Annotated in this window: 23 protein-coding genes; 15 read left to right on the plus strand and 8 right to left on the minus strand. The window is 59.5% G+C overall.

From position 1 onward, the window contains the following. Positions 1-33: 33 nt before the first annotated feature. The gene (locus AC1RO0_RS02380; RefSeq protein WP_498591371.1) at positions 34-1,935 is read right to left on the minus strand and encodes a L,D-transpeptidase family protein; all 1,902 of its coding nucleotides are present in this window, start codon (positions 1,933-1,935) and stop codon (positions 34-36) included. 412 nt (positions 1,936-2,347) lie between these two features. On the opposite strand from AC1RO0_RS02380, the gene fumC reads away from it, so the two are divergent. The 4 genes from fumC to AC1RO0_RS02400 all read left to right on the plus strand — a co-directional run bounded on the left by fumC (position 2,348) and on the right by AC1RO0_RS02400 (position 7,459). Continuing rightward, positions 2,348-3,739, plus strand: a complete 1,392-nt coding sequence (gene fumC, locus AC1RO0_RS02385; protein WP_498591372.1) for a class II fumarate hydratase — start codon at positions 2,348-2,350, stop codon at positions 3,737-3,739. A gap of 122 nt (positions 3,740-3,861) precedes the next feature. After that, positions 3,862-4,422: a nucleotidyltransferase family protein gene (locus AC1RO0_RS02390; protein ID WP_498591373.1), complete on the plus strand. Its 561-nt coding sequence runs from the start codon at positions 3,862-3,864 to the stop codon at positions 4,420-4,422. A 167-nt stretch (positions 4,423-4,589) separates the two neighbouring features. Next, positions 4,590-6,197: a fumarate hydratase gene (locus tag AC1RO0_RS02395; protein WP_368509515.1), complete on the plus strand. Its 1,608-nt coding sequence runs from the start codon at positions 4,590-4,592 to the stop codon at positions 6,195-6,197. Positions 6,198-6,391: 194 nt separating this feature from the next. After that, positions 6,392-7,459: a GGDEF domain-containing protein gene (locus tag AC1RO0_RS02400; protein WP_498591374.1), complete on the plus strand. Its 1,068-nt coding sequence runs from the start codon at positions 6,392-6,394 to the stop codon at positions 7,457-7,459. A 54-nt stretch (positions 7,460-7,513) separates the two neighbouring features. On the opposite strand, the gene AC1RO0_RS02405 is transcribed toward AC1RO0_RS02400, so the two are convergent. Then, positions 7,514-8,122 (minus strand): pyridoxamine 5'-phosphate oxidase family protein, encoded by a 609-nt coding sequence (locus AC1RO0_RS02405; protein ID WP_498591375.1) that lies wholly within the window; start codon positions 8,120-8,122, stop codon positions 7,514-7,516. A gap of 57 nt (positions 8,123-8,179) precedes the next feature. Beyond that, positions 8,180-9,154, minus strand: a complete 975-nt coding sequence (locus AC1RO0_RS02410; RefSeq protein WP_498591376.1) for an alpha/beta hydrolase — start codon at positions 9,152-9,154, stop codon at positions 8,180-8,182. Positions 9,155-9,201: 47 nt separating this feature from the next. Between AC1RO0_RS02410 and AC1RO0_RS02415 the strand changes: the two genes are divergently transcribed. Next, complete coding sequence (locus AC1RO0_RS02415) at positions 9,202-9,684, plus strand: MarR family winged helix-turn-helix transcriptional regulator (RefSeq protein WP_498592361.1); 483 nt, start codon at positions 9,202-9,204, stop codon at positions 9,682-9,684. A 98-nt stretch (positions 9,685-9,782) separates the two neighbouring features. On the opposite strand, the gene AC1RO0_RS02420 is transcribed toward AC1RO0_RS02415, so the two are convergent. Then, positions 9,783-10,982, minus strand: a complete 1,200-nt coding sequence (locus tag AC1RO0_RS02420) for a low temperature requirement protein A (protein WP_498591377.1) — start codon at positions 10,980-10,982, stop codon at positions 9,783-9,785. A gap of 33 nt (positions 10,983-11,015) precedes the next feature. Beyond that, complete coding sequence (locus AC1RO0_RS02425; RefSeq protein WP_498591378.1) at positions 11,016-11,390, minus strand: gamma-butyrobetaine hydroxylase family protein; 375 nt, start codon at positions 11,388-11,390, stop codon at positions 11,016-11,018. A gap of 134 nt (positions 11,391-11,524) precedes the next feature. Between AC1RO0_RS02425 and moaA the strand changes: the two genes are divergently transcribed. After that, positions 11,525-12,574: a GTP 3',8-cyclase MoaA gene (gene moaA / locus AC1RO0_RS02430; RefSeq protein WP_498591379.1), complete on the plus strand. Its 1,050-nt coding sequence runs from the start codon at positions 11,525-11,527 to the stop codon at positions 12,572-12,574. 34 nt (positions 12,575-12,608) lie between these two features. Here moaA and AC1RO0_RS02435 read toward each other — a convergent pair whose 3' ends face one another. Continuing rightward, on the minus strand, positions 12,609-13,406 hold the full coding sequence (locus AC1RO0_RS02435; RefSeq protein ID WP_498592362.1) for a class I SAM-dependent methyltransferase: 798 nt from the start codon (positions 13,404-13,406) through the stop codon (positions 12,609-12,611). A 236-nt stretch (positions 13,407-13,642) separates the two neighbouring features. Further along, positions 13,643-16,192, minus strand: a complete 2,550-nt coding sequence (locus AC1RO0_RS02440; RefSeq protein WP_498591380.1) for a methyl-accepting chemotaxis protein — start codon at positions 16,190-16,192, stop codon at positions 13,643-13,645. 330 nt (positions 16,193-16,522) lie between these two features. On the opposite strand from AC1RO0_RS02440, the gene AC1RO0_RS02445 reads away from it, so the two are divergent. Genes AC1RO0_RS02445 through mobB form a run of 3 tightly spaced genes read left to right on the plus strand, consistent with a single transcriptional unit; the run spans position 16,523 to position 18,622 of the window. Continuing rightward, a complete protein-coding gene (locus AC1RO0_RS02445) occupies positions 16,523-17,434 on the plus strand; it encodes a DMT family transporter (protein WP_498591381.1) in 912 nt (303 codons plus the stop codon). A gap of 10 nt (positions 17,435-17,444) precedes the next feature. After that, positions 17,445-18,095, plus strand: coding sequence for a molybdenum cofactor guanylyltransferase MobA (gene mobA, locus AC1RO0_RS02450; protein ID WP_498591382.1), 651 nt, complete (start codon positions 17,445-17,447; stop codon positions 18,093-18,095). Beyond that, positions 18,092-18,622 carry a molybdopterin-guanine dinucleotide biosynthesis protein B gene (mobB, locus tag AC1RO0_RS02455; protein WP_498591383.1) on the plus strand — a complete coding sequence of 177 codons (531 nt, stop codon included), beginning with the start codon at positions 18,092-18,094 and terminating at the stop codon, positions 18,620-18,622. Before mobA ends, mobB begins: the two co-directional genes overlap by 4 nt. Positions 18,623-18,673: 51 nt before the next feature. On the opposite strand, the gene AC1RO0_RS02460 is transcribed toward mobB, so the two are convergent. Further along, a complete protein-coding gene (locus tag AC1RO0_RS02460) occupies positions 18,674-21,241 on the minus strand; it encodes an OmpA family protein (protein ID WP_498591384.1) in 2,568 nt (855 codons plus the stop codon). A 375-nt stretch (positions 21,242-21,616) separates the two neighbouring features. On the opposite strand from AC1RO0_RS02460, the gene AC1RO0_RS02465 reads away from it, so the two are divergent. From AC1RO0_RS02465 to AC1RO0_RS02490, 6 genes are all read left to right on the plus strand, one after another. Beyond that, positions 21,617-22,399 (plus strand): ABC transporter substrate-binding protein, encoded by a 783-nt coding sequence (locus AC1RO0_RS02465; protein ID WP_498591385.1) that lies wholly within the window; start codon positions 21,617-21,619, stop codon positions 22,397-22,399. 114 nt (positions 22,400-22,513) lie between these two features. After that, on the plus strand, positions 22,514-23,317 hold the full coding sequence (locus tag AC1RO0_RS02470) for an ABC transporter permease (protein WP_498591386.1): 804 nt from the start codon (positions 22,514-22,516) through the stop codon (positions 23,315-23,317). Further along, positions 23,314-24,144, plus strand: a complete 831-nt coding sequence (locus AC1RO0_RS02475; protein WP_498591387.1) for an ABC transporter permease — start codon at positions 23,314-23,316, stop codon at positions 24,142-24,144. The genes AC1RO0_RS02470 and AC1RO0_RS02475 overlap by 4 nt, the downstream gene beginning before the upstream one ends. A 195-nt stretch (positions 24,145-24,339) precedes the next feature. Further along, positions 24,340-24,606, plus strand: a complete 267-nt coding sequence (locus tag AC1RO0_RS02480) for an usg protein (RefSeq protein WP_153365420.1) — start codon at positions 24,340-24,342, stop codon at positions 24,604-24,606. A 77-nt stretch (positions 24,607-24,683) separates the two neighbouring features. Continuing rightward, positions 24,684-25,508: a class I SAM-dependent methyltransferase gene (locus tag AC1RO0_RS02485; protein ID WP_498591388.1), complete on the plus strand. Its 825-nt coding sequence runs from the start codon at positions 24,684-24,686 to the stop codon at positions 25,506-25,508. A gap of 130 nt (positions 25,509-25,638) precedes the next feature. After that, positions 25,639-26,331: a glutathione S-transferase family protein gene (locus AC1RO0_RS02490; protein ID WP_498591389.1), complete on the plus strand. Its 693-nt coding sequence runs from the start codon at positions 25,639-25,641 to the stop codon at positions 26,329-26,331. Positions 26,332-26,367 lie beyond the last annotated feature (36 nt).

The raw sequence follows: 26,367 nt of genomic DNA on the forward strand, positions 1-26,367 counted from the left end.
CCGCCTTTTCTGTGTTCCAATATCAAACTGCAATCAGATCTGCGCCGTGCGGGACTTGGTGGTCGCGTCGAGTGCCTTTTGCGTTGCCGCGTCGCGATCGTAGACATCGTTGAAATACTGCACGACGCCGTCTTTGTTCGGCCAGGCGGTGAAGTAGGCGATGTAGATCGGCACCTTCTGCGGCACGGCCACGGCCTTGTTCTGGCCGCCGGCAATCTGCTTTGCAACATCCGCGACCGTGGTGTTCAGCACGGCAGCGGCCATGGCGCGCGGATCGGCAAGGCGGACGCAGCCGTGGCTAAGCGCGCGCATGTCCTTCTTGAAGAAGGCCTTCTGCGGCGTGTCGTGCATGTAGATCGCATGCGAATTCGGGAACAGGATCTTCAGCTCACCCAATGCATTGTCGCTGCTCGGCGGCTGGCGCACGGCGACGCTCTTTGTCGAACCGTACCAGTCGACGCTGGACGAAGCGACGGCACGGCCGCCGACTTCAACCTGATAGCCCATGCGGTCGAGATAGTTCGGGTCGGCGCGCAGCTTCGGCAGCATCTCGTTGATGATGATCGACTGCGGAACGCCCCAGAACGGATTGAACTCGACCGTCTGGATCTGATCCTCAAAGAAGAAGGTCTGATGCTGCTTGCCGCCGACGACGACGCGCATCGACAGCTGTTCCTGATTGTTGTTGTGGTAGTAGACCATGAAGGCCGGCTGATTGATCAGGACGTAGCGCGATCCAAGCTCGTTCGGCAGCCAGCGCAGCTGCTCCATGGCAATGACCAGCTTCTGGATCTTCGCGTCACTGTTTTCACCGACCATGGCGCGGACAGAAGACTGGCCGATAACGCCATCGGACGTCAGGCCTTTTTCCTTCTGGAAGTCTTCGACCAGTGCCACGAGATCCGGTGTGTAATCCGGCGTTCCCTGATAGGAGGCAAGCGTCGCGGCGTGAGCCGTCTTCAGCACATCAGAGCCGCGATGCTGGATCGCCTTGACGATATTGGCCATTTCCGGCGAACTACCGCCCGGCTTCAGAATACCGGTCAGCGAAATGGAGATGTTGCTGCCATTGGAGCTGCTTGCACCCTTGAGCTTGGCAAGCTCGGCCCTCAGCTCCGTAAACTGCTGGTTCGAAGGGCTGCGGCTGTTGAGATAGGCGGCGGCATCCGGGCTTGCGCGCAAGATTCCAAGCACCGGCATCAGGTTGACGTCCTTGCGCTTGAAGTCGTGATAACCGGAGATCTTGTTCGGGTCGAGACGGCCGCGAACGGTGTCCTGAACGAACATCAGCACCTTGCTAGAAAGCGTCAGCTCGAACTGCATCAGGGCGCGGTCGCGCATGACCTGATCGACGCTTGACTGATCGAAATTCGGTGGCGTCACCGCATAATCGGCGGGATCGAGGCCAACGGAGCCGGCATCGGCGAGAACCGCCAGGGCAGCCTTCGCCTTGTCGTTGATGGCATTGTCGGCAACCCAGACCAGCGGCTTGCTCTGGTCGGCATAATAAGACTCGACCGCCTTGGCGACGTCATTCGTCGCCATGACGCGAACTTCGGTCAGATGATGGCGCTGCGACGCGCTTGAATCGACAGCCACCGGCGTGGCCGAAGCATCGGCAACGGCACCGGTCACCACCGGATCCGCGAAACGATTGGACGCAATCTGCCGCAAGGCTTCGGGCCTGTAGGTATAGTATTGCGGGGCATCAACCTTCGGCAGCGGCCCTTTCGGCTGCGTCGACTTGGGAGCGGCAATGCTCTCCTGTGCCGGATTGGGGGTAACCGGAGCGGAGACCTGCGTGCTTTGCTGACGTCCCTGGCCTCCACGAATGAAGTCCATGAGGGTCATCGCGTTCGCGGATGTCGCGCCGACGGCGGAGATGCAGCAGGAAAGCGCCAGGACGGATGCTGCGGCTTTGGTGACAAGTTTCATTCTCTAATCAGTCCCCGTGTCATGCTGTAGCCTCAAGACAGACGGTGCTGTTTTCAAATCGGCCACGATGTTCCTAACATCGTTTAACCATCAAAATGAAAACGACCAGCCCCGCCTTTTGTTCAACGCCTCAACTTCGTGTGAGAAAGCAAAGGCGCGCTTCGCAGTTTAGTTCACACAAATTATGAAATTATTGGTTAATTTTTTATTGAATTTTCCTGCGGTTTTCACGCGTCTATAAGTACCTTGCAAAGAATATCCGCCGAGCGTGTTAAAAAGAACACGCCCCATCCCCGCAGATTCAAAACATGACGAACTCAGTCATGAAATACACGCGCCAGCTGTTTTCTTGGGCGCCATTCGGACCTATATGGCAGCTATCTTTTTCAACGGAAAAGCAGGATCAGAGATCATGACCTCCACCCGCACCGAAACCGACACGTTTGGCCCGATCGAAGTGGCAAGCGACCGCTATTGGGGGGCGCAGGCACAGCGCTCGCTCGGCAACTTCAAGATCGGCTGGGAGAAGCAGCCATTGTCGATCGTCCGCGCGTTGGGCGTCGTCAAGCAAGCCGCCGCCCGCGCCAACGTGGAGCTTGGCCAGCTGGATCCCACTCTCGGTAAAGTAATCGCCGAAGCGGCACAGGAAGTCATCGACGGCAAGCTCAATGATCATTTTCCGTTGGTCGTCTGGCAGACGGGCTCCGGCACGCAATCGAACATGAATGCCAATGAAGTGATCTCCAACCGCGCGATCGAAATGCTCGGCGGCGTCATGGGCTCCAAGAAGCCGGTGCATCCGAACGATCACGTCAATATGAGCCAGTCGTCGAACGACACCTATCCGACGGCAATGCACATCGCCTGCGCCGAGCAGATCGTCCATCACCTGCTGCCAAGCCTTCGGCATCTGCATGCGGCGCTCGAAAAGAAGGTCGCCGACTTCGCCCATATCATCAAGATCGGCCGCACCCATACGCAGGACGCGACCCCACTGACGCTGGGCCAGGAGTTTTCCGGCTATGCGGCCCAGGTCGCCTCAGCCATCAAGCGCATCGAACTGACGTTGCCGGGCCTCAGCGAACTTGCCCAGGGCGGCACGGCTGTGGGAACCGGCCTCAATGCCCCGATCGGTTTTGCCGAAAAAGTGGCCGACGAGATCGCCAAGATCACCGGCCTGCCCTTCGTCACCGCGCCGAACAAGTTCGAGGCACTCGCCGCCCACGACTCAATGGTCTTCAGCCATGGAGCCATCAATGCCGCCGCGGCTGCTCTCTTCAAGATCGCCAACGACATCCGCTTTCTCGGCTCAGGGCCGCGCGCCGGGCTCGGCGAGTTGTCGCTGCCGGAAAACGAGCCGGGCTCGTCGATTATGCCGGGCAAGGTCAATCCTACCCAGTGCGAAGCGCTGACACAGGTCTGCATCCACATCTTCGGCAACAATGCTGCTCTGACTTTCGCCGACAGCCAGGGTCATTTCGAGCTCAATGTCTACAACCCGATGATGGCCTATAATTTCCTGCAGTCGGTGCAACTCCTCGGGGACGCTGCCGTCTCCTTCACCGACAATTGCGTCGTCGGCATCGAGGCACGCGAGGACAATATCAAGGCGGGTCTCGAACGCTCGCTGATGCTGGTAACGGCGCTGGCCCCGACGATCGGCTACGACAACGCCGCCAAGATCGCCAAGACGGCGCACAAGAACGGCACGACGCTGAAGAAAGAAGCCCTGGCGAGCGGGCTGGTTTCGGCCGAGGACTATGATGCGATCGTCCGGCCGGAGACGATGATCGGGCCGAAGTGATATCACGGGACTGAGACAATTCGCCTCAGCCAAGGCTGGGGCGCCCTCCGTCGAGATATTCAGCCACTTATTGACCGGGTTGAGCAATTAATAGAACATAAAGCGAACAAATGGAGGTATCAATGTCGATCACGACATCCGACTTTGTAGCGCACGTGTTGGAAAACCAGATCAATAGAGAATTGCTCGATCGCCTCCCTGCCCTCCAACTACCACAATGCGTCCTCACTGCCGGATGCCTGTTCCAAACAGTATGGAATTTCAAAAGTGGATATTCCCCGACATGGGGCGTGAAAGACTACGATATCTTTTATTTTGACGATCGAGATTTATCGTGGGAGGCCGAAGACGAAGTCATTCAAAAGGCGAAGCGGGCTCTCGGAAGTTTGTCGGATCAGATCGAAATTCGAAATCAGGCTCGGGTTCATCTTTGGTATCCGAAAAAATTCGGAAAGCCTTACCTGCCCCTTAAGCGCGCAGAAGACGGCATTGATCGCTATCTGATTTCCTGCACTCGCGTTGGCATTAGGGTGGAAGATGGAAGCGTCTACGCGCCAGACGGATTCGATGACATGTGGAACGGCGTATTGCGCATGAACCCCGACAATGCGCAGCCAGACCTCTTCCAGCTAAAATGCATTGACTTCCTGATGAGATGGCCGTGGCTATCCATAAGAGATTGAAAAGCACTGCAACCTAGGAATCAAGCGTGAGCCTCTTCCGTGTCTGAGCAGATCGGATGATGCCTCGAACAACCAAGCCGCCATCAGCAATTGCATTTGGACCCCGCCGGATTTAGACCGTTTCCAAACGTCTCTTCCGCCACTTCAAGGCATTGAAAGGTCCACGCATGGCTGACGATCTCTTTCCCCTCGGCGCCGACGCCACTCCCTATCGCAAGATTTCCAGCGATTACGTCTCCGTCGATACGTTCAAGGGCCAGGATATCCTGACCGTCGACCCCGAGGGTATCCGGCTGCTCGCCGAGACCGCTTTCGCCGACATCAACCACCTGCTGCGCCCCGGCCACCTCAAGCAGCTTGCCTCCATTCTCGAAGACCCGGAAGCGACCGACAACGACCGTTTCGTTGCCTACGACCTCTTGAAGAACGCCAATATCGCCGCCGGCGGTGTGCTGCCCATGTGTCAGGACACTGGTACGGCGATCATCATGGGCAAGAAGGGCCGTCGCGTCTGGACCGAAGGCGGTGACAATGCAGCCTTGGCCAAGGGCGTGCTCGATGCTTACGAGAAGAAGAACCTGCGCTATTCGCAGCTTGCTCCCATCAAGATGTTCGAGGAAAAGAACACCAAGAACAACCTTCCAGCCCAGATCGACATCTATGAGGAAGGCACCGACGCCTACGAATTCCTCTTCGTCGCCAAGGGCGGCGGCTCGGCCAACAAGACCTTCCTCTATCAGGGCACGCCGTCGCTGCTCACCCATGACCGCATGCTGGATTTCCTGAAAGAGAAGATCCTGACGCTCGGCACGGCAGCCTGTCCCCCCTACCATCTCGCGATCGTCATCGGCGGCACATCGGCCGAGATGACCCTCAAGACGGTCAAGCTCGCCTCGACGCGATACCTGGACTGTCTTCCCACGGAGGGCTCCGAAAGCGGGCACGCCTTCCGGGATATCGAAATGGAAAAGGAAATCCACAAGCTGACGCAGAGCCTTGGCGTCGGCGCGCAGTTCGGCGGCAAGTATTTCTGTCACGACGTCCGCGTCATCCGCCTGCCCCGCCACGGCGCCTCGCTGCCGATCGGGCTCGGTGTCTCCTGTTCCGCCGACCGCCAGGCCAAGGGCAAGATCACCCGCGATGGTATCTTCATCGAGCAGCTCGAAACAGATCCGTCGAAATACATGCCCGAAATCGATGAGGCGAAACTCTCCGAATCGATGGTCCGCATCGACCTCAACCGGCCGATGGCCGACATCCTGGCGGAACTGTCACGCCATCCAGTTAAAACCCGGCTGTCGCTGACCGGCACCATTATCGTCGCCCGCGACCTGGCGCATGCGAAAATTCGCGAGCGCCTCGAAAAGGGCGAAGGCATGCCCGAATACCTGAAGAACCATCCGGTTTACTATGCGGGGCCAGCCAAGACCCCGGCGGGCTACGCCTCCGGCTCCTTCGGCCCGACGACGGCCGGGCGCATGGACAGCTACGTCGACCAGTTCCAGTCTTTCGGCGGTTCGATGGTGATGCTCGCCAAGGGCAACCGCTCGCGCGCCGTGCGGGAAGCCTGCAAGACGCATAAGGGCTTCTATCTCGGCTCCATCGGCGGTCCGGCAGCGCGTCTTGCCCAGGACTGCATCAAAAAGGTCGAGGTACTGGAATATCCTGAACTCGGCATGGAAGCGGTCTGGAAAATCGAGGTGGAAGACTTCCCCGCCTTCATCGTCATCGACGACAAGGGCAACGATTTCTTCCAGGAGCTCAATCTGGGCTGACCACTTATACCGGAATAGAGAGAAGGAAGGCGCCATTTGGCGCCTTCTTGCTAAGTATATCTATATATGAAAGCAATTAATTCTGAATCTTAGATTGCAGATAAAATTTGATATTAATTGCCTTATTTCTTTTCAAAGATTCTTAGGCTAAGTAAAGTTAGTGCTTTCATGAATTGATATTATGGAGTTCGCCGATGAATACGGTGATTGCGCCCAAGGCGCAAATTCCCGACGTGGCAGGACAGATTACCTATGCCATGCGGTCCATGGGTGTCGCACCCATCCCGCGGAACTATGAACTGTTCTACGAAGCCTATATCGGCTCCAATCCCGTCCTCACCCGCGAACTCGCCGCCCTCGGCAGCAACGCCACGCAAGAAGAGCTCGACGCGATCAGCACGCGGCATTTCGCCCGCCATTCCAGCCGTATCTTCGATGAGGCTCATACCCGCATCATCACCGAACTGGATGGCGTGTTGCGCGCACTTCAGCAAGAGCAGACCTCTCTGGAAAGCTACAACCGGCTGCTTGGCGAAACCTGCCAGCGCATCATGTCCAAGAATCACAATAGTGTCGACCTGCTGCGCGGTGCCATCGACATCCTGACCGAAGCGACCGGCGACACCATGGCGCATGGTGAGCGGACCGTCGAGAACGTCAACCAGCGCAGCCAGGAAATGGACCAGGTCCGCAAGGAGCTGGACGAATACAAGCGCATCGCCAATACGGATGCACTGACACGGCTCTCCAATCGCCGCGCTTTTGACGACCGCCTGGCTGCCGTTTTCGACAACCAGATGGCCCGCCCGGTGACGGCGCTGGTGCTGGCGGACATCGATCATTTCAAAAAGATCAACGACAGCTACGGCCATCCCGTCGGCGACAAGATCCTGGCAACCGTCGCCTCCGTTATTCGCGCCAATGTCCGCCGCGAGGCTTTCGTCGCGCGTACCGGCGGCGAGGAGTTTGCGCTGATCCTCGAAGGCTATACGCCGGAAGACGCGCTGGCGACCTGCGAACGCATCCGTCGCGCGCTGGAGGCAACGCCGTTCAAGAATTCACGCACCAGAGTGAATTATGGCCCGATCACCATCTCGCTGGGTGTCTGCATGGCCTCCGACGCCACAGATCCCGGCGAACTCTACGGCAAGGCGGATATCGCGCTCTATTCCGCCAAGAATGCCGGCCGCAATTGCAGCTACGCCTACCAGAACGGCATGCAGAAAGACTTCTCGAAAAGTTGGCTTATCTACAAGACATAAAATCGAGGCCAACGGCCGTCGGCACCATTCCTTTGGAGGCGCCGGCGGCTTTCATTACCACATGCTCTTGGCGGCGCGCACCGGCCATTCTCGGTCATAGGTTTCCTGGTCGAAATCGCCCTTCGCAGCCTTCAGCAGCATGCCGGGTGTCGGCAGGTTCGCCGGATCGATGAACCTCTCGGCATTCCAGAGCTCCGCGCGCATCACCGCCCGCGCGCACTGGAAATAGACTTCATCGATGGTGATCATCACGACGCTGCGCGGATGCTTGCCATCCATCTCGAAGCTGGCCAGCAGGCTTTCCTCGATAGAAACGACCGCGCGACCATTGAGCCGCATCGTCGTGTTCGAGCCCGGAATAAGGAACATCAGCGCGATACGGGGATCGCGGACGATATTGGCAAGCGAATCGACGCGATTGTTGCCGCGCCAGTCGGGAAGCAGCAGCGTTTTGTCATCCTCTACCCGTACGATGCCGCCGAGATCGCCGCGCGGCGAGCAATCCAGCCCTTCCGGACCAACCGTTGCCAGCGCCATGAACGGTGACGCCTCGATCATCAGGCGATAGAGCGGCGTCAGCGCATTCGTCACCTTGGCGGTCGCGGCCTCGCCGGCACCGCCATAGAGTTCATTCAATTCTTCAACGGAAGTAATGATCTTCATGTTGCCTCACGTCTTTTCGAACCGGATCCGGTGGGTTAGGCGCAAGGCATGACGTGGCTATGACACGCGCCGCGCTCGAGTCCGGGAAAACGATATCACCGTTTCACCGTCGGTTTCGAGCGCATTTTCTTCCTCGTTTGCAAATTGCGCCTCCGCCAGGAATTCGCCGATCGCCTCCAACACCGGAGCGGCGCTGACGATGCGGCGGTGGCCGAAGCCATTCGCCCAGAGCATGCGAACATCGCCGCCCACCTTCTCATAGGCACGGGCATGGTCGGCACTCACCTCCTTGTCGTCCTCGGCATGGACGACCAGCATAGGCCTGCCGAGATCACGAACGCCGCGCCCCGCATCATAGTCCCTCAGCGGCCTACCAGTGACGCGGCCCACCTCCGCCTCGAGCGCCGTCTGGGTCTCCGGATTGAGCTTCATCAACCCGCCAAAATCGGTGAACAGCCAACCCATCGCGCTCGGCGCGCCGATCAGCACCAGCCGCTCCGGCAGAACCGGCTCGATATCAGGCAGGAAGCCTGCCGCCGCCAGCGCGATGGAAGCTCCACCAAAGGAGTGACCGATGGTCGCATCGAAGGCGCCAAACCGCTCCGCCGCAGCGGCGATGGCGGAAACGGCAAGGCGCAGATTGAGGAACCGCCCCGGCGAACGACCATGGCCCGGCAAATCAAGCGCGATCACCTCGGCGCCCGTATCGGCGAGGAAAGCAGCCAGTTCCGACATGTATTCGCTGCTGGAACCCCACCCATGAACGACCAGGTAACGCTCACGCCGGCCCTTGGCGCCACCGTTGAAACGATAGGCCATTGCCCGTCCTCCGGGGAAAGACAACATGATCGCCTCGGCGGAAGCAAGCCGCGCCCTGCCCTCGGCATGCGCAACCTTGGCCTTGGCGCCTTGGGGCAGACGCGACGGCGTCAGGCAGAAAAGCTTGAAGGCAGCCCGCCCGGCAAGCCTTGGCGAAACACGACTGAGGCTGGATAATCCCAGCCGGGTGACCTTGAGCGCAAAGGATGGCATAGTGGGAATCTCGAAATATGTTCAACTATGAACAATAAAGTACAATGATGAACAAAAATCAATCCCTCCCTTGGGATCATCCGCGTTTTCATAGCTGGATTGCCGTTGCCCGCGCCTGCCAGCTGATGCAGCAATCGCTCAGCCGGGCGCTCGGTCATCTCAACATCAAGACGCCGCATCTCGATATCCTCATCAATCTCTTCCGTTTCGAGGGCATTTCGCAGCAGGAACTGGCGCGCAAGCTCCTGGTCGGGCGCTCGAACATGAGCATGCTCCTGCCGCAAATGGAAAAGCGCGGCCTGATCCAGCGGCGCGGCGATAAAAACGACAAGCGTGTCCTGCGGCTTTATCTCACCGAAGAAGGTCGGCAGGTGACGGAAAAGGCCATCATCATCCAGAACGATCTCATAACCCGCATGCTGTCAGACGCGCCCGTCGAGGAATGCGAACTGATGACAAAGCATATGGAACGCATTATCGGCCTGCTGCTGCAGGACGAGCGCGAGCCCCTGGAAGCTGTCGGCGACTAGAGCATTTCCGCGTTTCTTCGAATCGCGAAAACGCTCTATCCTTTTGTTCTTACGCAATTCCGGACGGAAAACCGCTACGCACTTTTCCTGGAATTGCTCTAGTGATTGCCGGGTGGCCGGGCAAGCGGTACGGCGCGTGAAAGGGAAGCATACTCCCATATCGCCACGACAATCAGCACGGCCGTCGCAAGAACACCGAGCTGATAGACCACGACCATCGGCAAGGTCAGCAGCAACAGTGCCAATCCGGCAAGGCCGGCGAGATGCGATAGCGGCGGCCGGCCCGTCGTTGCTCCCTTGAACCAGAGATTGCCGATGAGGAATACCGCCGGGCCGCCGAGAATGGCGGCTGCGGTATGGAGGTCGGCCTGATCGCGGGCATGCGAGAACAGGAACTCATCGCCGACGACGCTCAGGATGATGCCGGCAAGAATGAGAATATGAGCATAGGTGAAGGCCTGCCGCGCCAGGCTGCCGGGCGCGTCGTCATGCTCGATGCGATGGGCGGCACGTTCATGACCGAACTGGAAATAGATCCACCACATGACCACGGTTCCGACGAAGGCAATGATGAACACGGCGATCATCAGCAGGGAAAGCGGCTCCTCAGCAAAGGTTCTGCCCGCCAGCAGTACCGCCTCGCCCAGGCAGATGATGATGAACAGCGCGCAGCGCTCGGCGAGATGCGCGCCGGAGACATCCCAATCCTGGATGGTTGATTTGCCGAGACCGGGCACGCGAAAGCCCAAAGCGGGAGACGCATATTCGATCGCCAGCGCCACGAGCCATAGCACCACCTGCGCCTCACCTCCCAGGATCGCTCCAGCAATCCAGAAGATGCCCGACAGGATCAGCCAGCTCGAGATGCGCAGGAAATTGCGATAATTGCCGGGATTGACACCCCTCATGGCATAGGCGGCAAATAGCGAGCGACCCACCTGCATGAAGACATAGGCGCCCGCAAAGAAGATCGCCTTTTCGCCGAAGGCCTCCGGGATCGAGGCCGAGAGCACCAGACCGGCGAACATCAGCACCAGCAGCATGATGCGAACCGGCATGCGCTCGGGATCGAGCCAGTTCGTCACCCAGGCCGTAAACACCCATACCCACCAAACGGCGAAAACCAGCATGACGGCCTCAAGAGCGCCAAGCGGCGTGAAATGGCCGGCCAAGGCATGGGATAGCTGGGAAATCGAGAAGACGAAGACGAGATCGAAAAACAGTTCGATGAAAGAGACTTTGCTTTCGTTTTTGCCGCCCTTGGCGCGCAGCCAGCTTTCCCTACCCCGACCGACCATACCTGCCCCCGTTTTCTAAGAAAAAAGCCTATGTCAGCGAGGCTTACCCGCCGCATCGCGGCTCAAGCCCTTTTCCTTCAATTCAGCCTCATAGGCCGCGAAAAGCTCCGGACCCTTCACACCGAGTTCGCGTAGATAGGTCCAGGTGAAAATGCCGGTATCGTGCATGTCGTCGAAGCCGATGCGCACCGCGTAGTTTCCGGTCGGCGTCATCGACATGATCCCGACATTGCGCTTGCCCGGCACCGTGATCTTCTGCCCCGGCCCATGCCCCTGTACCTCGGCCGATGGCGACAGCACGCGCAACATTTCCGCCGACAGATCAAAGCTCGCGCCGTCGTTGAAGCTCACCACCAGATGATGACGGTCCTTCGATACTTTCAATTCGGTTGGCCAGACGTCGCCCATCGATTTTCCCATGCGTTTCACTGTCTGTTTGGAGAAGTAGGCCGACGCTTCTTCACGCGCAAGTGCATTCGAAATGCATTTCCCTTGACGCAACAATCGCCTATGCACACATTAACATGGTAACGGAGGTTTTCGTGAACAGCATTGTCGGTACGATAGGCAACGGATCGCCCCTGGTGGCGGATGCGTCACCGATGGTTGACCCCTTCGGTCGGGCCGTCACCTATCTGCGCGTTTCCGTGACCGACCGCTGTGATTTCCGCTGCACCTATTGCATGGCGGAAAACATGACCTTCCTGCCGAAGAAGGATCTGCTGACGCTGGAAGAGCTGAACAGGCTCTGTTCCGCCTTCATAGCCAAGGGCGTGCGCAAGATCAGGCTGACTGGCGGCGAGCCGCTGGTGCGCAAGAACATCATGTTTCTGGTGCGCGAACTCGGCAAGCGCGTTCATACCGGCAATCTCGAGGAATTGACGCTGACCACCAACGGGTCGCAGCTCGCCCGCCATGCCGACGAGCTTTACGATTGCGGCGTACGCCGCATCAACGTCTCGCTCGATACACTCGACCCCGACAAGTTCCGCACCATTACCCGCTGGGGCGATTTCGCCAAGGTGATGGAAGGCATCGATGCCGCGCAGAAGGCCGGTTTGAAGATCAAGCTCAACGCTGTGGCGCTCAAGGACTTCAACGAGGCCGAGATCCCCGAAATGATGCGCTTTGCCCATGGTCGGGGCATGGACTTGACCATCATCGAGACAATGCCGATGGGCGAGATCGAGGAAGACCGCACCGATCGGTATCTGCCGCTCTCCAAGCTGCGCGCCGACCTCGAACAGCAATTCACGCTGGCCGATATCCCCTACAAGACCGGCGGCCCGGCCCGCTATGTCGATGTCAGGGAAACCGGCGGCCGGCTCGGCTTCATCACGCCGATGACCCATAATTTCTGCGAGAGCTGCAACCGCGTGCGCCTCACCTGCACCGGCACGCTCTATATGTGCCTCGGCCAGAACGATGCCGCCGACCTGCGAACCGCTCTGCGGGCCACCGAAGACGACGGCCTCCTCTACGCCGCCATCGACGAAGCCATCACCCGCAAGCCGAAGGGCCACGATTTCATCATCGACCGCACCCACAACAGGCCCGCGGTCGCACGCCATATGAGCGTCACGGGCGGCTGATTTCCAGCCGAAAACTGAGGAATTCCTTAGCGCTTCAGGTTGCTTTCCGGCTGATGAACAGGCCGGTTTCCTTCTCGGTTTCAAGCACCCCACCACCTGCCCGAAATGCCTCGGCAATCGCATCCCGAAACGCGGCAAGCTGTGCCTCGTCGGCCCCTTCACCCGGCGGATAGGACGTGAGCGCCAAAAATACGTCTTCCGGCTCACTTACCCGCAGGCGGGCAGGATGCTGCGTCATCATGACATTCTCGAACTGGGCTTGCATGAGCCGTTCAGCGGTGTCGTAACCGAAAGCAGCTCCGGCCGGATCATAGGGAGGACTGCCGAACACAATCGTCAGTTCATACATCTTGCGCATGTTGCCAGCCCCGTTGGTCGTCACCGCAAGGAAACCGCCCGGCTTGAGCACACGATACATCTCCGCGATGGCCAGCGACTGGTCCCGTATATGGTAGAGCATATGCATGGCGATGACCGCATCGAAAGAACCGTCCTCGAAGGGCAAGGCGGTCGCGTCGGCTTGCTGACCTGTAACGCGGCCGAACGCCAACGGCTGGCACCGTTCAACCGCCTCCTGCACCATGCCAGAGGAAAGATCGGAAAGAGTGAGGTCAAGGCTTTCCGGCAGATTGTCGACCGTCGCGGCCCAGAACCAGCCAGGACCGCAACCGACATCAAGAACGCGATCTCCGGATTTGAGAGGAAACTGTCTCGCTACCCATGGAAACCAGCCGGTCTCGGCAATCGTATATTCGCGGTTGAGGCGGCCTCGCGCGGCAAGCTTTCGGCTGTCGCCATACTGCTTTTCGTTACCGGTGGTTATGGAGGACATGCGATGCCCCTGAACTAGTTTGACGAACGTTCCGATCATCTGCCCGTTTTGCAACATTACAAAAAAGCATTCTGCAACAACGGAGTGTGCAGAATGCTTTAGGACGATCTTCCAAGCAAGAAAAAGTGCAAGAACGCCTACAGTGCAAACGGGATCGACAAGCACGCCATCTTTGTCACTAGCTGGGAAAATCCCAGCCACTCCTGTCAATTATTCCAATCTACTAAAGTAAATTATCAGGCGGCACGATACCGCTGCGCACCCTTGTCATAGCTCTCATAGGTCTCATCACCATCACCCGTGCGGAAGCGGTCAATCTTCTCGGAGAGCGTGTCGACGCGCTGGCGCAGACCGTGGATCTCGGCATTGTTCTCCTCGACCATAGCCGCATTTCTCTGGGTGATCAGTTCGACTTCGCCAACTGCCCGCGTCACCTCCTCGATGCCGATCGATTGCTCGGCCGTCGCGGAAGAAATATCAGACACGAGCTTCTGGACGCCAGTAACGTGCCTGATGATCTCCGACAGCGCCGAGCCGGTTTGCTCGACCAGATGCACACCGCTGCGCACCTGCGCGGAGCTCGCGGAAATCAGCCCCTTGATCTCCTTCGCCGCATTGGCGCAGCGCTGCGCCAGTTCCCGCACTTCCTGGGCGACGACGGCAAAGCCACGACCGGCATCGCCTGCGCGAGCCGCCTCGACGCCAGCGTTCAGCGCCAGCAGGTTGGTCTGGAAGGCGATCTCGTCGATGACGCCGATGATGGTGGCGATCTTTTCCGACGAGCGATTGATCTCGCTCATGGCGCCGACAGCCTTGGCGACGACTTCGCCGGATTGGCTGGCATAGGCCTGCGTCTCGTTCACGGATGCAGCCGTCTGCTTGGCGCGCTCGGCAGTGGAGCGTACGACGTCGCTGAGACGGTGCAGCGCCCGCGAGCTTTCCTCCAGCGCTGCCGCCTGCTGTTCCGTGCGGCGCGCCAGATCGTCGGCCGACATGGCGAGATTGCCGGTGCCGCCCTTGATCTCCTCGGCGGTGTAGCGCACATCCGTCAATGTCTCGCGCAGGGCCTCGATCGCATGATTGTAGGTGAAGGCCATCTCGACAAAATCGGCGGAAAGGTCTTCCCGCATGCTTTCCTCCAGATTGCCGTCGGCAAGCTTGGCAAGAACGTCGGCGAGCGCATTCAGCGCCTGCTTCTGCTCGGCCTCGATGCGGGCGCGGTCTGCGGCCGTGCGTTCGGCCTCTTCCGCCGACAAAGCGCGGGCATTCTCCGCTTCCCGCTCCAGCCGGACGTTTTCGACAGCAGCATCGCGGAAGACGGTGACCGAACGCACCATATCGCCGATCTCGTCGCCACGATTGCGACCGTCGATCGCCACTTCCAGATCGCCGCTTGCAAGCCGCGTCATGATCTCGGTCACCCGCTTCAGCGGTCCGCGCAGCGTCTCCACCAGCATCAGGCCGCCGACGATCGCCAGCAGCGTGCCGAGGATCATGGCGATAACCGAGACATTGGCCGAACGCTCACTGTCTTCCTTGCCGATCTCCTGGGCCTGGGCAACGAAGCTGCGCAGCGAGGTCATCGCATCCGCCAATATGCCGTTGGAGTCGACCCGCGTCGTCTTCCAATCCGCCGAAGTCTGCAACAGATCGGCCGATCCCTTGGTCACGCCGTCGATCAGCGGCTGAGTATGCGAAGCAAAATCACGCATCGTGGCATTCGTCGGACCGAGCGCCGAAATCTTCGCGGCGACCTCCTGCAGATCCTTCAAATCGGCGATGACGGCATCGCGCGAGGTTGCGTCGCGGACATTCTCCATGCGTGACGCATGCAATGTCAGGCGATCAATGATGCCGAGCGCCACGTCGACGCGATCCAGAAGCTCCTTCTGCCCGTCGATGATCTTATCAAGGCTGACGAAGCGATCGGCGGCCGTATCGCTGTTCTTGGCCGATTGGAGGGTCATGTCGCCCTCGATCTTCACAAAGCTCTGCAGGATCGGCCCCATGGCCTCGACCTTTTGGTCGGACGTGCCGCTCCCCTTCAGCAGGGCGTCGAGCTTGTTGGCTGCGTCGGCTGCATTATTCACCAGTCCGGCGCCGCGCTTGGAGACGAGGGCCTGCGAGATGGTCAGTTGCTTCAGAATGGCGTCGGCATAGGTGCGCGCATCGGTGATTTCCTCATCTGCGTCGGCAGCCATCTGCACCTGGATGCGCAGATTACTCATCTTTTCAGACAGGCCCTTATAGGCAGCCGCATCATAGAGCAGTTCCTTGGCGAAGGTTTCCTTGTCGCTGAATTCCTTGCGGATGATGTCGATCTGCTTGGCGGCGGCCTTGCCGCCGGCTTCGATGCCCTGCACAGCCTTGCGGATCGCGTCGACATCGCTGTCCTGCTTCTGCCTGATAGCCCAAAGGGCAGCCGTCTGAGCGCGCATCTTGTCCGCCAAGGCGCCGACGGTGGAAATCTTGGCACGCTGATCGTCGCTGAGCAGACCGCCCAGGCGCTGGACACCGGCTTCCTGCGCATCGATCTTGCCGGTGAGAGCCTGGCGCGTCTCGTCGGACGGCGAGGTGGTGAATTCCTGTAGCGCCGCCTGCAAATTTTCGAAATCGCTGATGTTTTCGATTGTCGCCCGCGTCACGGTCATATGCCCGTTGAGGATATTGGCCGTGTGATAACCGACCATGCCGACACCGGCGATCAGCACCACCAGCGGCACGACGAAAATCAGAACCTTGGTCACGATACGGCGACTTTGCAGAAGACGATCAATGAAGAACATGCCACGCCCCAATCAAATTGGTTGGTATCCGGCGAAGGCGGGACCATCATTCCTGCTGCGCTGCGGTAGATGCTTCTGCGTCATGCAAAACCGAGTGGGAGCCTCGGGAAATAAGATTGAATAAGAATTAAGCGCACACATAAAAGGTTGTGCAATCTACGAAAAATCCGAAATTTTGTCTCGTTTTGCGATTTCATCGAAGCCAGGCATGCGATCAACCGCAAGTTTCGCTGCAACGCACAATCGAATTCCGCCGCCAACAGGCTATGAACGATTCCAATTTGACGAAAAGCACAGTAGGTCAAACTGATATATCCAGGGAATCGTTTCATGCCGCGGACCAAGAATACGCAGGGCGCCCTTTACATGGCCGCATCGATGGCAGGCTTTGCCTGTAGCGATGCCCTGTCCAAATCAGTCATCTCGGTGATGAATGCCGGCGAGATCATTTTTATCCGCGGGCTCTTCACCAGCATCATCGTCTATCTCCTCGCCCGGCACATGGGCGCCTTGCGCTCGTGGAAAGTCATTCTGCAGCCGATGATCGCCCTGCGCATCGCCTGCGAGGCGATCGCCGCGGGAACCTACATCACCGCGCTTGGAATGATGCCGATTGCCAATGCCTCGGCCATTCAGCAGGCGGTGCCGCTCGCCGTTACGCTCGGAGCCGCACTCTTCCTCAAGGAACCCATCGGCTGGCGGCGCTGCGCGGCAATCATCGTGGGTTTCGCCGGCGTACTGATCATCGTCCGCCCCGACCCCCAAGGATTTACAACGGCCGCTCTGCTCTCCATTGCCTGCATGTTTGTCACCGTCGCACGCGACCTAGCCACGCGCTGCATCAGCAAGGACGTCCCGTCGCTAATGGTGACAGTGTGCACCGCAATTTCGATTTCGATCTTCGGCGCTCTGCTGACAGAGCCGCTCGGCGGCTGGCAGCCAGTCAGCCTCACCTCGTTCTCACATATCCTGCTGGCATCGGTCCTGGTGCTGATCGGCTATCAGGCGACCATCCTGGCGATGCGAACGGGAGAAATCTCCTTTGTCGCACCGTTTCGTTATGTCAGCCTGATCTGGTCGGCGTTGCTAGGCCTGCTCTTCTTCGGCGAAGTGCCGGATGTCTGGACCTTCATCGGCGCCGCCATTGTCATCGCTTCCGGCATCTATACATTCTATCGGGAGAGAAAGCGGCAAGCGGCCCAGCCTATCGCCCAGGAATCAGAGCCGCGTGTGCCCGCCTGAGGTCGCCAGCATGCCCGGCTTCATCACAGATCCCGCTCAGATACCGCCGTTCCTGCTTGCCGGCGGCCGTTCCAGCCGCATGGGTATGAACAAGGCATTCGTTTCGCTCGGCGGCGAAAAACTTCTGACACGCATCGCGACCCGGATCGGGCAGCGACAGACAATACCGGTCGCGCTCAACGCCGATGCCGACTGGCCGGATACGGAAGGACTGCCGCTGGTCCCCGATACTATTCCCGGCAAGCTCGGCCCCCTCGCCGGCGTTCTGACCGCCATGCGCTATGCCGTGGCATACCATCCCCAAGCCTCCCATGTAGTCACGGTGCCGATCGATAGCCCCTTTTTCCCGATCGATCTCGTCGCCCGCTTGGCAGAGCCCATCGAAGGCCGAGATGAAATAGCAATCGCCGCATCGCTGGGACGCGATCATTCCGTCTTCGGCCTCTGGCCCGTCTCCATCGCCGACGATCTCGAATCCTGGCTTGTCGCCGATGAGAAACGGCGCGTCCGGGACTTTCTGGCGCGTCATCTCGTTCGGACAGTGGACTTCCCGGCAATCGAAACGGCGATCGGCCCGCTCGACCCCTTCTTCAACATCAATAGGCCGGACGACCTGATCGACGCGGAAAGATGGCTCACGGCACTGGAGAAGACCCCATGACAACCGCCCGCCCGAAAATCTTTGGCATCGCCGGCTGGAAGAACTCCGGCAAAACCGGTCTCGCCGTGCGGCTGGTCACCGAATTCACCCGTCGCGGCTACAAGATTTCGACCATCAAGCATGCCCATCATGACTTCGACATCGACAAGGTCGGCGCCGACAGTTTTCGCCATCGCGAGGCGGGAGCGCATGAAGTCACCATCGTCTCCGGCACGCGCTACGCCATCATGCACGAATTGCGCGGTGCTCCGGAACCAAGCTTTGAAGAAATCCTCGCCCGGATTGCGCCCTGCGATCTCGTCTTGATCGAAGGTTACAAGCGCGAGCCGATCCCAAAGATCGAGGCGCGCCGGCTGGAGGCCGCGAAGAACGAGCCGCTCGCGCCGCAAGACCCGCATATCGTCGCCATCGCCGCCGATCATCCTGTGGAGGATGCCGGCGTGCTGACCGTCTTTGATCTGAACGACACCATGACCATTGCAGATTTCATCGCCGCCACAGTCGGGCTGGACGCACCTGCCAAATGACAAAGGCCGCCGGTTTCCCGACGGCCTTCGAATGCATAAGGCAGAATAACCTTAGCGGTTGGAAGCGACCGGACGCACCAGCGCCGTGATACGGCGGATGGTGACGCGGCGGTTTTCCTGTTCGGGTCCCTGCGTGTTCACCTTCAGATATTGCTCGCCATATCCCTGGGTCACCAGGTTTTCCGGCGGAACGCCATAGACATCGCTCAGCACCTTGGCGACCGATTCCGCCCGCTGGTCGGAGAGGATCAGGTTGCTTTCCGCCGATCCGACGGCATCCGTATGACCTTCGATCATGAAGGTCTCTGTCGGATCCTTCTTGACGATCTGGCCAATGGCGTCGGCGACGCCACGCAGCGTGCTTGCCTGCGACATCGGGATTTCCGCGCTTCCTGTCGCGAAGGTGATCGTATCGAGATCGATACGGCGCACCTTGTCACGGATACGGGCGGAATAGCGCACTTCGTTGACCGAATAGATGCGCTCGACGGGCTCGACCGGCGGCTCGCGCAGGAAGTCGTAATAGTCCGAGTCACGCTCGCTTCCGGTGTCGATGATGTACTGGCTCAGCGGGATGAGCAGACGCATCGGCGGCAGGCTGTCGCCCGGGTCGCGGAAATAGTCGTCGTGATCCGGCTGCTGTTCGAGCTCCGGCGAGTAGAACAGCACATATTCGCGCCCGTCCGCATCGACACGCGACCGCTGGATGATATCGCCGTAGCGGTTGCGCACGGTGATGATGCGATCGCCATCCGGCTGATCGATGGTCTCACGATAGCGGTCCCGCGGAAGCTGCTCGTAGGTCGGACGCTCACCGCCGCGGACAAAGCGTTCGGTATCGTCATGGCGAACGACATAGTTGTTGTCGACATTCACGATGGTACGGTTGTCCTGATTGATGATGGTCTGGACCGTGGTTCCGCCCGGCGCCGTAAAATTCGGCCGGCCATCCATCCGGCGGCCCTGCTCACTGGTCACGGCTTCCATCTTCACAGGCGGCTGTTGCTGGCCACCCGCCGCGCGCTGTGCCTCGGCATCGGAAGTCGGCGGCTTCGTGTAGGCGGCCGGCGGCGGTGTCTGAGCATTCTGGCCCTGCCCGGCCTGACCGGCTTGGCCCTGGCCTGCCGGAGCCTGGCCTGGCTGGCCCTGCTGCCCTGCTTGAGCACCACCCTGACCGCCGGGGTTCTGGCCACCCTGGCGGTGTCCGCGACGGGCTGCATCCTTGTCGCTATCCAGCACGGCAGCGCCATTCTGGACCGGTAGGATGACGGGACCTTTGCTCTCGGCGGGATTTTCCGCGATCTTCTTGCGACGCTCCAGCTCCTGCGGCGACACTGGCGCGCTTGCGGGAACCGTCGTCTGGACACCCGGTTGGGCAGCGCCGTTGGGCTGCGCTGCGCCGTTGGCGGGCGCAGGCGTGGCTGTACCCTGTGCGGGAGCACCGGTTTCATTGGTGGGCTGCGGTTGCTTGCCGGTTTGCGGAGCTGCCTGATTTGGCTGTTGGCCCTGCTGACCTTGCGGCTCACCCTTCGGTGCGGGCTGCTGAGCATTGCCTGCGGGCTGTTGCTCACCCTGCTGACCTTGTTGCGGCTTGCCGTGCGTCTTGTCACCGCCGGGCTTTTGTCCCTGCTGGCTACCGGGAGCTGCCTCCGTTGCCGGCTGAGCCTGGGTCTCCGGCTGGGTCTTGTGACCCTGGGGTTGCTGCGCGGTCGGCGCAGGCTGCTGGGCGGGTGCCGTCTGTTGTTCGGCCGGCTGCTGCGCCGGTGCCTTCTGTTGTGGCGCTGCCTCCGCAGGCTGGGCCTGCGGCTTCTGATGCGGTTTCTGCGCGGGCTGAGTTTCAGTCTCCGGCTGAGCCTGCTGGCCCTGGGGCTGTTGCGCGGCCGCGGCCGGCTGCTTGGCCGGTGCTGTCTGCTGCTGTGCCGGCTCGGCTGGCTGGCCTTGCGGCTTCTGGTGCTGCTTTTGCTCGGGCTGGCCTTGCTGCTGCGTCTCAGGTGCGGCCTTCGGCTGCGGCTTTGCTTCCGGCTCTGCCGCGGGCTGCTGCTCGGCAGGTTGCTTATGCGGCTTCTGCGCCGGCTGGCCCTGCTCCTGTGCTTGCGGTTCTACGGCCTTCGGCTGCGGCTTGGCTTCAGGCTGAGCCTGCGGCTGTTCGGCATTCGGCTGATGCTGCGGCTTCTGTGCAGGCGGCTTCTCCGCGGGCTGCTCCTGTTGCTGCTTCGGAGCCGCCTGCGGCTCGGCGGCCTTCGGCTGCGGCGCTTCCTGCTGATGCTTCTGCGGTTGCGGTGCCGCCTCGGGCTGCGCTTCCTTCGCCTTATGCTGAGGCTCGGCTCCGCCCTGCTGCGCGGGTGCTGCCTCGTGCTTCTGGCCCTGCGGTTCGCCCTGTTCGGCTTCACCCGGCTTCTTGTGCTTGCGCAGCTCTTCCTCGGACTGACCGCCCTGAGGCTGCTCCTGGGCAACCTCGAAACTTGCGCCACCATTGACGGCAACCGAGCCGCCGGCATCATTGCTCAGCGGCATGATGGCCTGGTCTCGCAGCGCGGCGGCGGCCACCGGCTCAAATGCAAGCGACAGCGAAAGCAGCGGGAATGCAGCGCTGGCAAATAGTCTGGATCGCTTTCCCATAGATGGGGTCTCCTCTTATCTTATCTTCATTATCCGCCGGGTTGCGGATGCAAGCCCACAGAGGCGATGTCTCATGATCCCGGCCGATTTTCGTTCTTCGTAAGGTTGAATCGCGGCAGGGGGCGTATTGTTCCGGCACTATTAGGAGGGCTGAATTAACCCTAGCTGAATGCGTCAGACGGCTTTCATTCAGTTTGTGAAGCCATGCAAGGCACCTGGAAGACAGTGTGCGGTGCGGAAGCCCTTTGTAATTCCAGTTGCAATTTGCGAAAAAAAAGTACGATTATCTTATCAAGGCGGGTCCTTGGCCCGCTCCATTCTGGCCGGCCGCCAATGAAGAAAAAGAGCTGCCGGTCGCCAACAGAGAGGATCAAAATGCGCATCTCCACCCGTCTTTTCGCTGCTGCATCGCTTGCGGCGATGTCGCTTTTCGCAGGCGCCGCGTTTGCGGACGGCGATTCGATCGTCATCGGCACGGACGCCACCTACCCGCCGTACGAATCGCTCGATGCCTCGGGCAAGATCGTCGGCTTCGACATCGATATAGCCAATGCGCTTTGCGATCAGATGAAGATCAAGTGCACTTTCGTGAACCAGGATTTCGACGGCATCATCCCGGCCCTCCAGGCCAAGAAGTTCGATGCCATCGTCTCGTCCATGTCGATCACGCCGGAGCGTGAAAAGACCATCGACTTCACCAACAAGTACTACAACACGCCGCCGGCCATCGCCGTGCCGAAGGATTCCAAGATTGCCGATACGAGCGATGAGGCCCTGAAGGGCAAGAGCATCGGCGCGCAGTCCTCGACCACGCACGCCAACTACGCCACGGCGCACCTGAAGGATGCCGAACTCAAGCTCTATCCGTCGCCGGACGAATACAAGCTCGACCTCTCGAACGGCCGTATCGATGCCGTCATCGACGATGTCGTCGTCCTCTCGGAATGGGTCAAGTCCGACGCCGGCAGCTGCTGCAAGCTCCTCGGCACGCTGAAGATCGATCCGGAAATCAACGGTATCGGTGCCGGCATCGGCCTTCGCAAGGGTGATACCGCGCTCAAGGACAAGTTCAACACGGCCATTGCCGCGATCCGCGCTGACGGCACCTACAAGAAGATCCAGGACAAGTATTTCGACTTCGACGTCTACGGCGACTGATCGGCTGTCGATTCCTTGGGAAAAGATGACGGCGGAAGCTTGCCCTTCCGCCGTTTTTGTTTGACAACGGCTAAAGAAGAGTAACACGGCACAAGCCGTGAGGGGAAATATGGTATGGGCGGATTGTTTTCCGCGCTCGGCTCTTTATGGGCTTGGCTGAGTAATATTTTCGATCCGCTGTGCGGCCCGGTCGGACTTTTCACCTTGTTCGGCCAGAACACCGTGATCGCCTGCGGCGATACCGGTTGGGGCGACGAGATCGCCGGCGGCCTCAGGGTCACCATAACGGTGGCCGTCCTGACATTGCCTCTCGGCCTGATCGTCGGCTTTCTGGTCGCGCTGGCGCAGCAATCCGAGGAACGGTCGCTGCGGCTAGCCGCCGGCGTGTTCACCACCATCTTCCGCGGCCTGCCGGAGCTTCTGACCCTCTTCATCATCTACTACGGCATGCAGATCCTGCTGCAAACGGCCCTCGCATATGTCGGCTACGACGGACCGGTCGAGATCAATGCCTTCGTTGCCGGTATGATTGCGCTTTCGATCGTCTTTTCAGCCTATTGCTCGGAAGTGCTGCTATCGGCCTTCAGGGCTATACCTAAAGGTCAGTATGAGGCGGGTGATGCCCTCGGCTTTCACCGCGTCCGCACGATGCGTCTCATCATCCTGCCGCAGCTGATCCGCATTTCACTTCCCAATCTCGGAAATCTCTGGATGAACCTGCTGAAGGACACATCCTATGTTTCCATCATCGGGCTCGCCGATATCATCCGCCAGACGGGCCTGGCCGTGCGCTCGACGAAGGAGCCGTTCTTCTTCTACGCCGTTGCCTGCTCCCTCTACCTGGTCCTCGCGATCATCTCCTCGGCTGGCCTGTCCTACCTCGATCGCTGGGCAAAACGCGCGGAGTTTCGCCGATGAGCTACGCTGAAGCATTGATCCCGGCACAGCCGGCACCGCCGGAGACGATGAAGCGCGTCTCCAAATCCCGCATCGTCGGCTATTTGTTCCTGTTCATCTGGGCTTTGCTCGGCATCGCACTGATCACGATGATGATCACCAACTGGGACAACGGAAAGTTCTTCAAGTTCGGCCCACGTTTCCTGCATGGTCTCTGGATCACGGTAACGCTGGTGGGATATTCCTTTATTCTCGGCGCGATACTCTCGATTCCGCTTGCACTCGCCAGAATGTCGAAGAACAAGATTCTGGGCAGCCTGACCTATGGCTATGTCTATCTCTTCCGCGGCACGCCGCTGCTGGCGCAGATTTTCATCGTCTATTACGGCTTTCCGCAGGCCCGCGGCTTCCTCGACTATATCGGTCTCTGGTGGTTCTTCCGCGATCCCTTCAATTGCGGCCTGTTTGCCATCACACTGAACACGGCAGCCTATCAGGCGGAAATCGTGCGTGGCGCCATCCAGAGCGTCCATCGCGGCCAGAGCGAGGCCGCCGCGTCGCTCGGCCTCCACAAGCTTGTGACTTTCTACAAGGTCATCATGCCGCAAGCCTTGATCGTGGCGCTGCGCCCTTACGGCAACGAGATCATTCTGCTGATCAAGAGCTCGGCGACCGTCTCCATCATCACCGTCTATGATCTGATGGGAGAGACGCGCTACGCCTTCTCGCAGACCTACGACTACCAGGCCTATCTCTGGGCGGCGATTTTCTATCTTTCGATCGTCGAAGTCATGCGCAATGGCTGGGCTCGCATGGAAGGCTATCTGACACGGCATCTGAAGCGTTGATCCGGTTGCGGGCGACATCTGCTGATGCCGCCCGCCCCTTGGCAGCACTCACCTTCGTAGGCTGCTATCATATTGATTTCTGTGAATAAATTTTCTTTCATGACACTTTTATAAAGCATAGGTTTACCTTGAAGTGCTTCCATTTATCCGTGACCATCTGTCACGGAAGGTAGTGGAAACAGAAAGAGAGACCTCATGCACGACGACATGCAGAAGCAGTTGCAAGGCTACGGGTTAACCACGGCACAGATCTTCTATCGCCTGCCCGATCATCCTCAATTTCTACAGACCTATATCTGGCAGGACTACGACCTCGCTCCCAACTTTCCCGAGATGCGCGGCTTCCTAAAGTTCTGGCAGGAAAAGCTGGACGGACCGCTGCATTCGGTGCGCTATGTCCACCGCAAGCTGATTTCGGCGACCGAGTGGCGCGCGCTGAAGGGAGAGTTCATCCTGCACTAGCATTGGCTGCCAAACTATTTGCAAAAGCCAAGGAAGCGCCTTAAGGCCTGCCTGACAAACGGAAAGGCTGGTGTCCCATGGCTAAGAAGAAGATCGACGAAGACGCGCTGGCGGAAGCCTATAACCGCGCGCTTGCGCTGGAAAAGGCCGGCGACATCGATGCCGCTGTCAACGCCTATAAGCAAGTGCTGGCGATCGACCCCGACGACCATGGCGGCGCGGCTGTACGCATCGCCTCGATGGGCCGCGGCGAAACGCCGGTGAAGGCGCCGGACGCCTATGTCGAGACCCTGTTCGACCAGCATGCCGAAGTCTTCGAGGATGTGCTCGTCGAGCAGCTCGGTTATCACGTTCCAGTTCTTGTGCGCCAGCGGCTGCAGGCCCTCGGTCTCGGCCCGTTCAAGCGCATGCTCGATCTCGGCTGCGGCACAGGCCTGACCGGCGGCACGCTGCGCGACATCGTCGAGGATATCACCGGTATCGACATTTCCGAAAACATGGTCGAAGTCGCCCACGAGAAGGACCTCTACGAAACGCTGTTCGTTGCCGAAGTCGAGGACTTCCTCGATGACAATGACGAGGAACCTTTCGACCTGATCACCGCTACCGACGTCCTGCCCTATCTCGGCGCACTGGAGCCGCTATTCTTCGGCGCCGCTGACAACATGACGCCAGGCGGCCTCTTCATCTTCTCCTCCGAGACCCTGTCGGAGAGTGCGCTTGCCGGCCGGCCCTATATGGTCGGCCCGCATCAGCGCTTCGCCCATGCCGAAAGCTACGTGCAGGAACGTCTCAAGGCGACCGGCTTCGAGCTGATCGAGATCACCGACATCAATGTCCGCATGCAAGACGGCCAACCGACACCGGGCCATCTGATCATCGCGCGCCTCATCGCGGAATAAGCTGATCCACCATGGGGGTTGGAATAGCGATCCAATCGGATAATTATTCCTTCGCAAGGACAAGTGAGCCATTACCTCGCCATTCGGCCGGGTAATGGTCGCAAGACCTCGATGCAGGAAAGGTTGCCGCATGTCGCTCATCCTCTATCAGCATCCCCTCGCCTCCTTTTGTCATAAGGTGCTGATCGCGCTCTATGAGAATGGAACGCCGTTCGAAAGCCGGATCATCGATCTCGGCAACGAGGAATCGCGTGCCTCATTGCTGCGGCTCTGGCCGATCGGCAAATTTCCCGTCCTGCGCGATGAGACGCTCGACAGCACGGTTCCCGAGACCAGTATCATCATCGAATATCTCGACCGGCATTACCCTGGCCCGGCGCGGCTATTGCCGCCCGATCCAACCGACGCGCTCTGTGTTCGCCTCTGGGACCGCTTCTTCGATCACTATATTCAGGAACCAATGCAGAAGATCGTCGCCGACAAGCGGCGCCCGGAGGATGAACGCGATCCCCTGACCGTGGCCGAGGCGCAGGCATTGCTGAACACCGCCTATGGCATGATCGAGCAGCAATTGGGCGAAAAGCTATGGATCGTCGGTGACGCCTTCACGATGGCGGATTGCGCTGCCGCTCCCGCACTATTCTACGCCGAGACACTGGTGCCCTTTGGCAAGCAACACCCCCGGCTGAAGCGCTATTATCAGCGCATGCTCGAGCGTCCTTCCTTCGCGCGCGTGCTGGAAGAGGCCATGCCTTACTTCCAATACTACCCCTATCACGAAAAGCTACCCGCCCGGTTCCGTCCGAAACGCCCATATGCTTGAGCATTCGATCCGCCTGCGGCTCTATGTCGAAGGCCG

Source organism: Rhizobium sp. GW821-FHT14E12, from assembly GCF_058803745.1.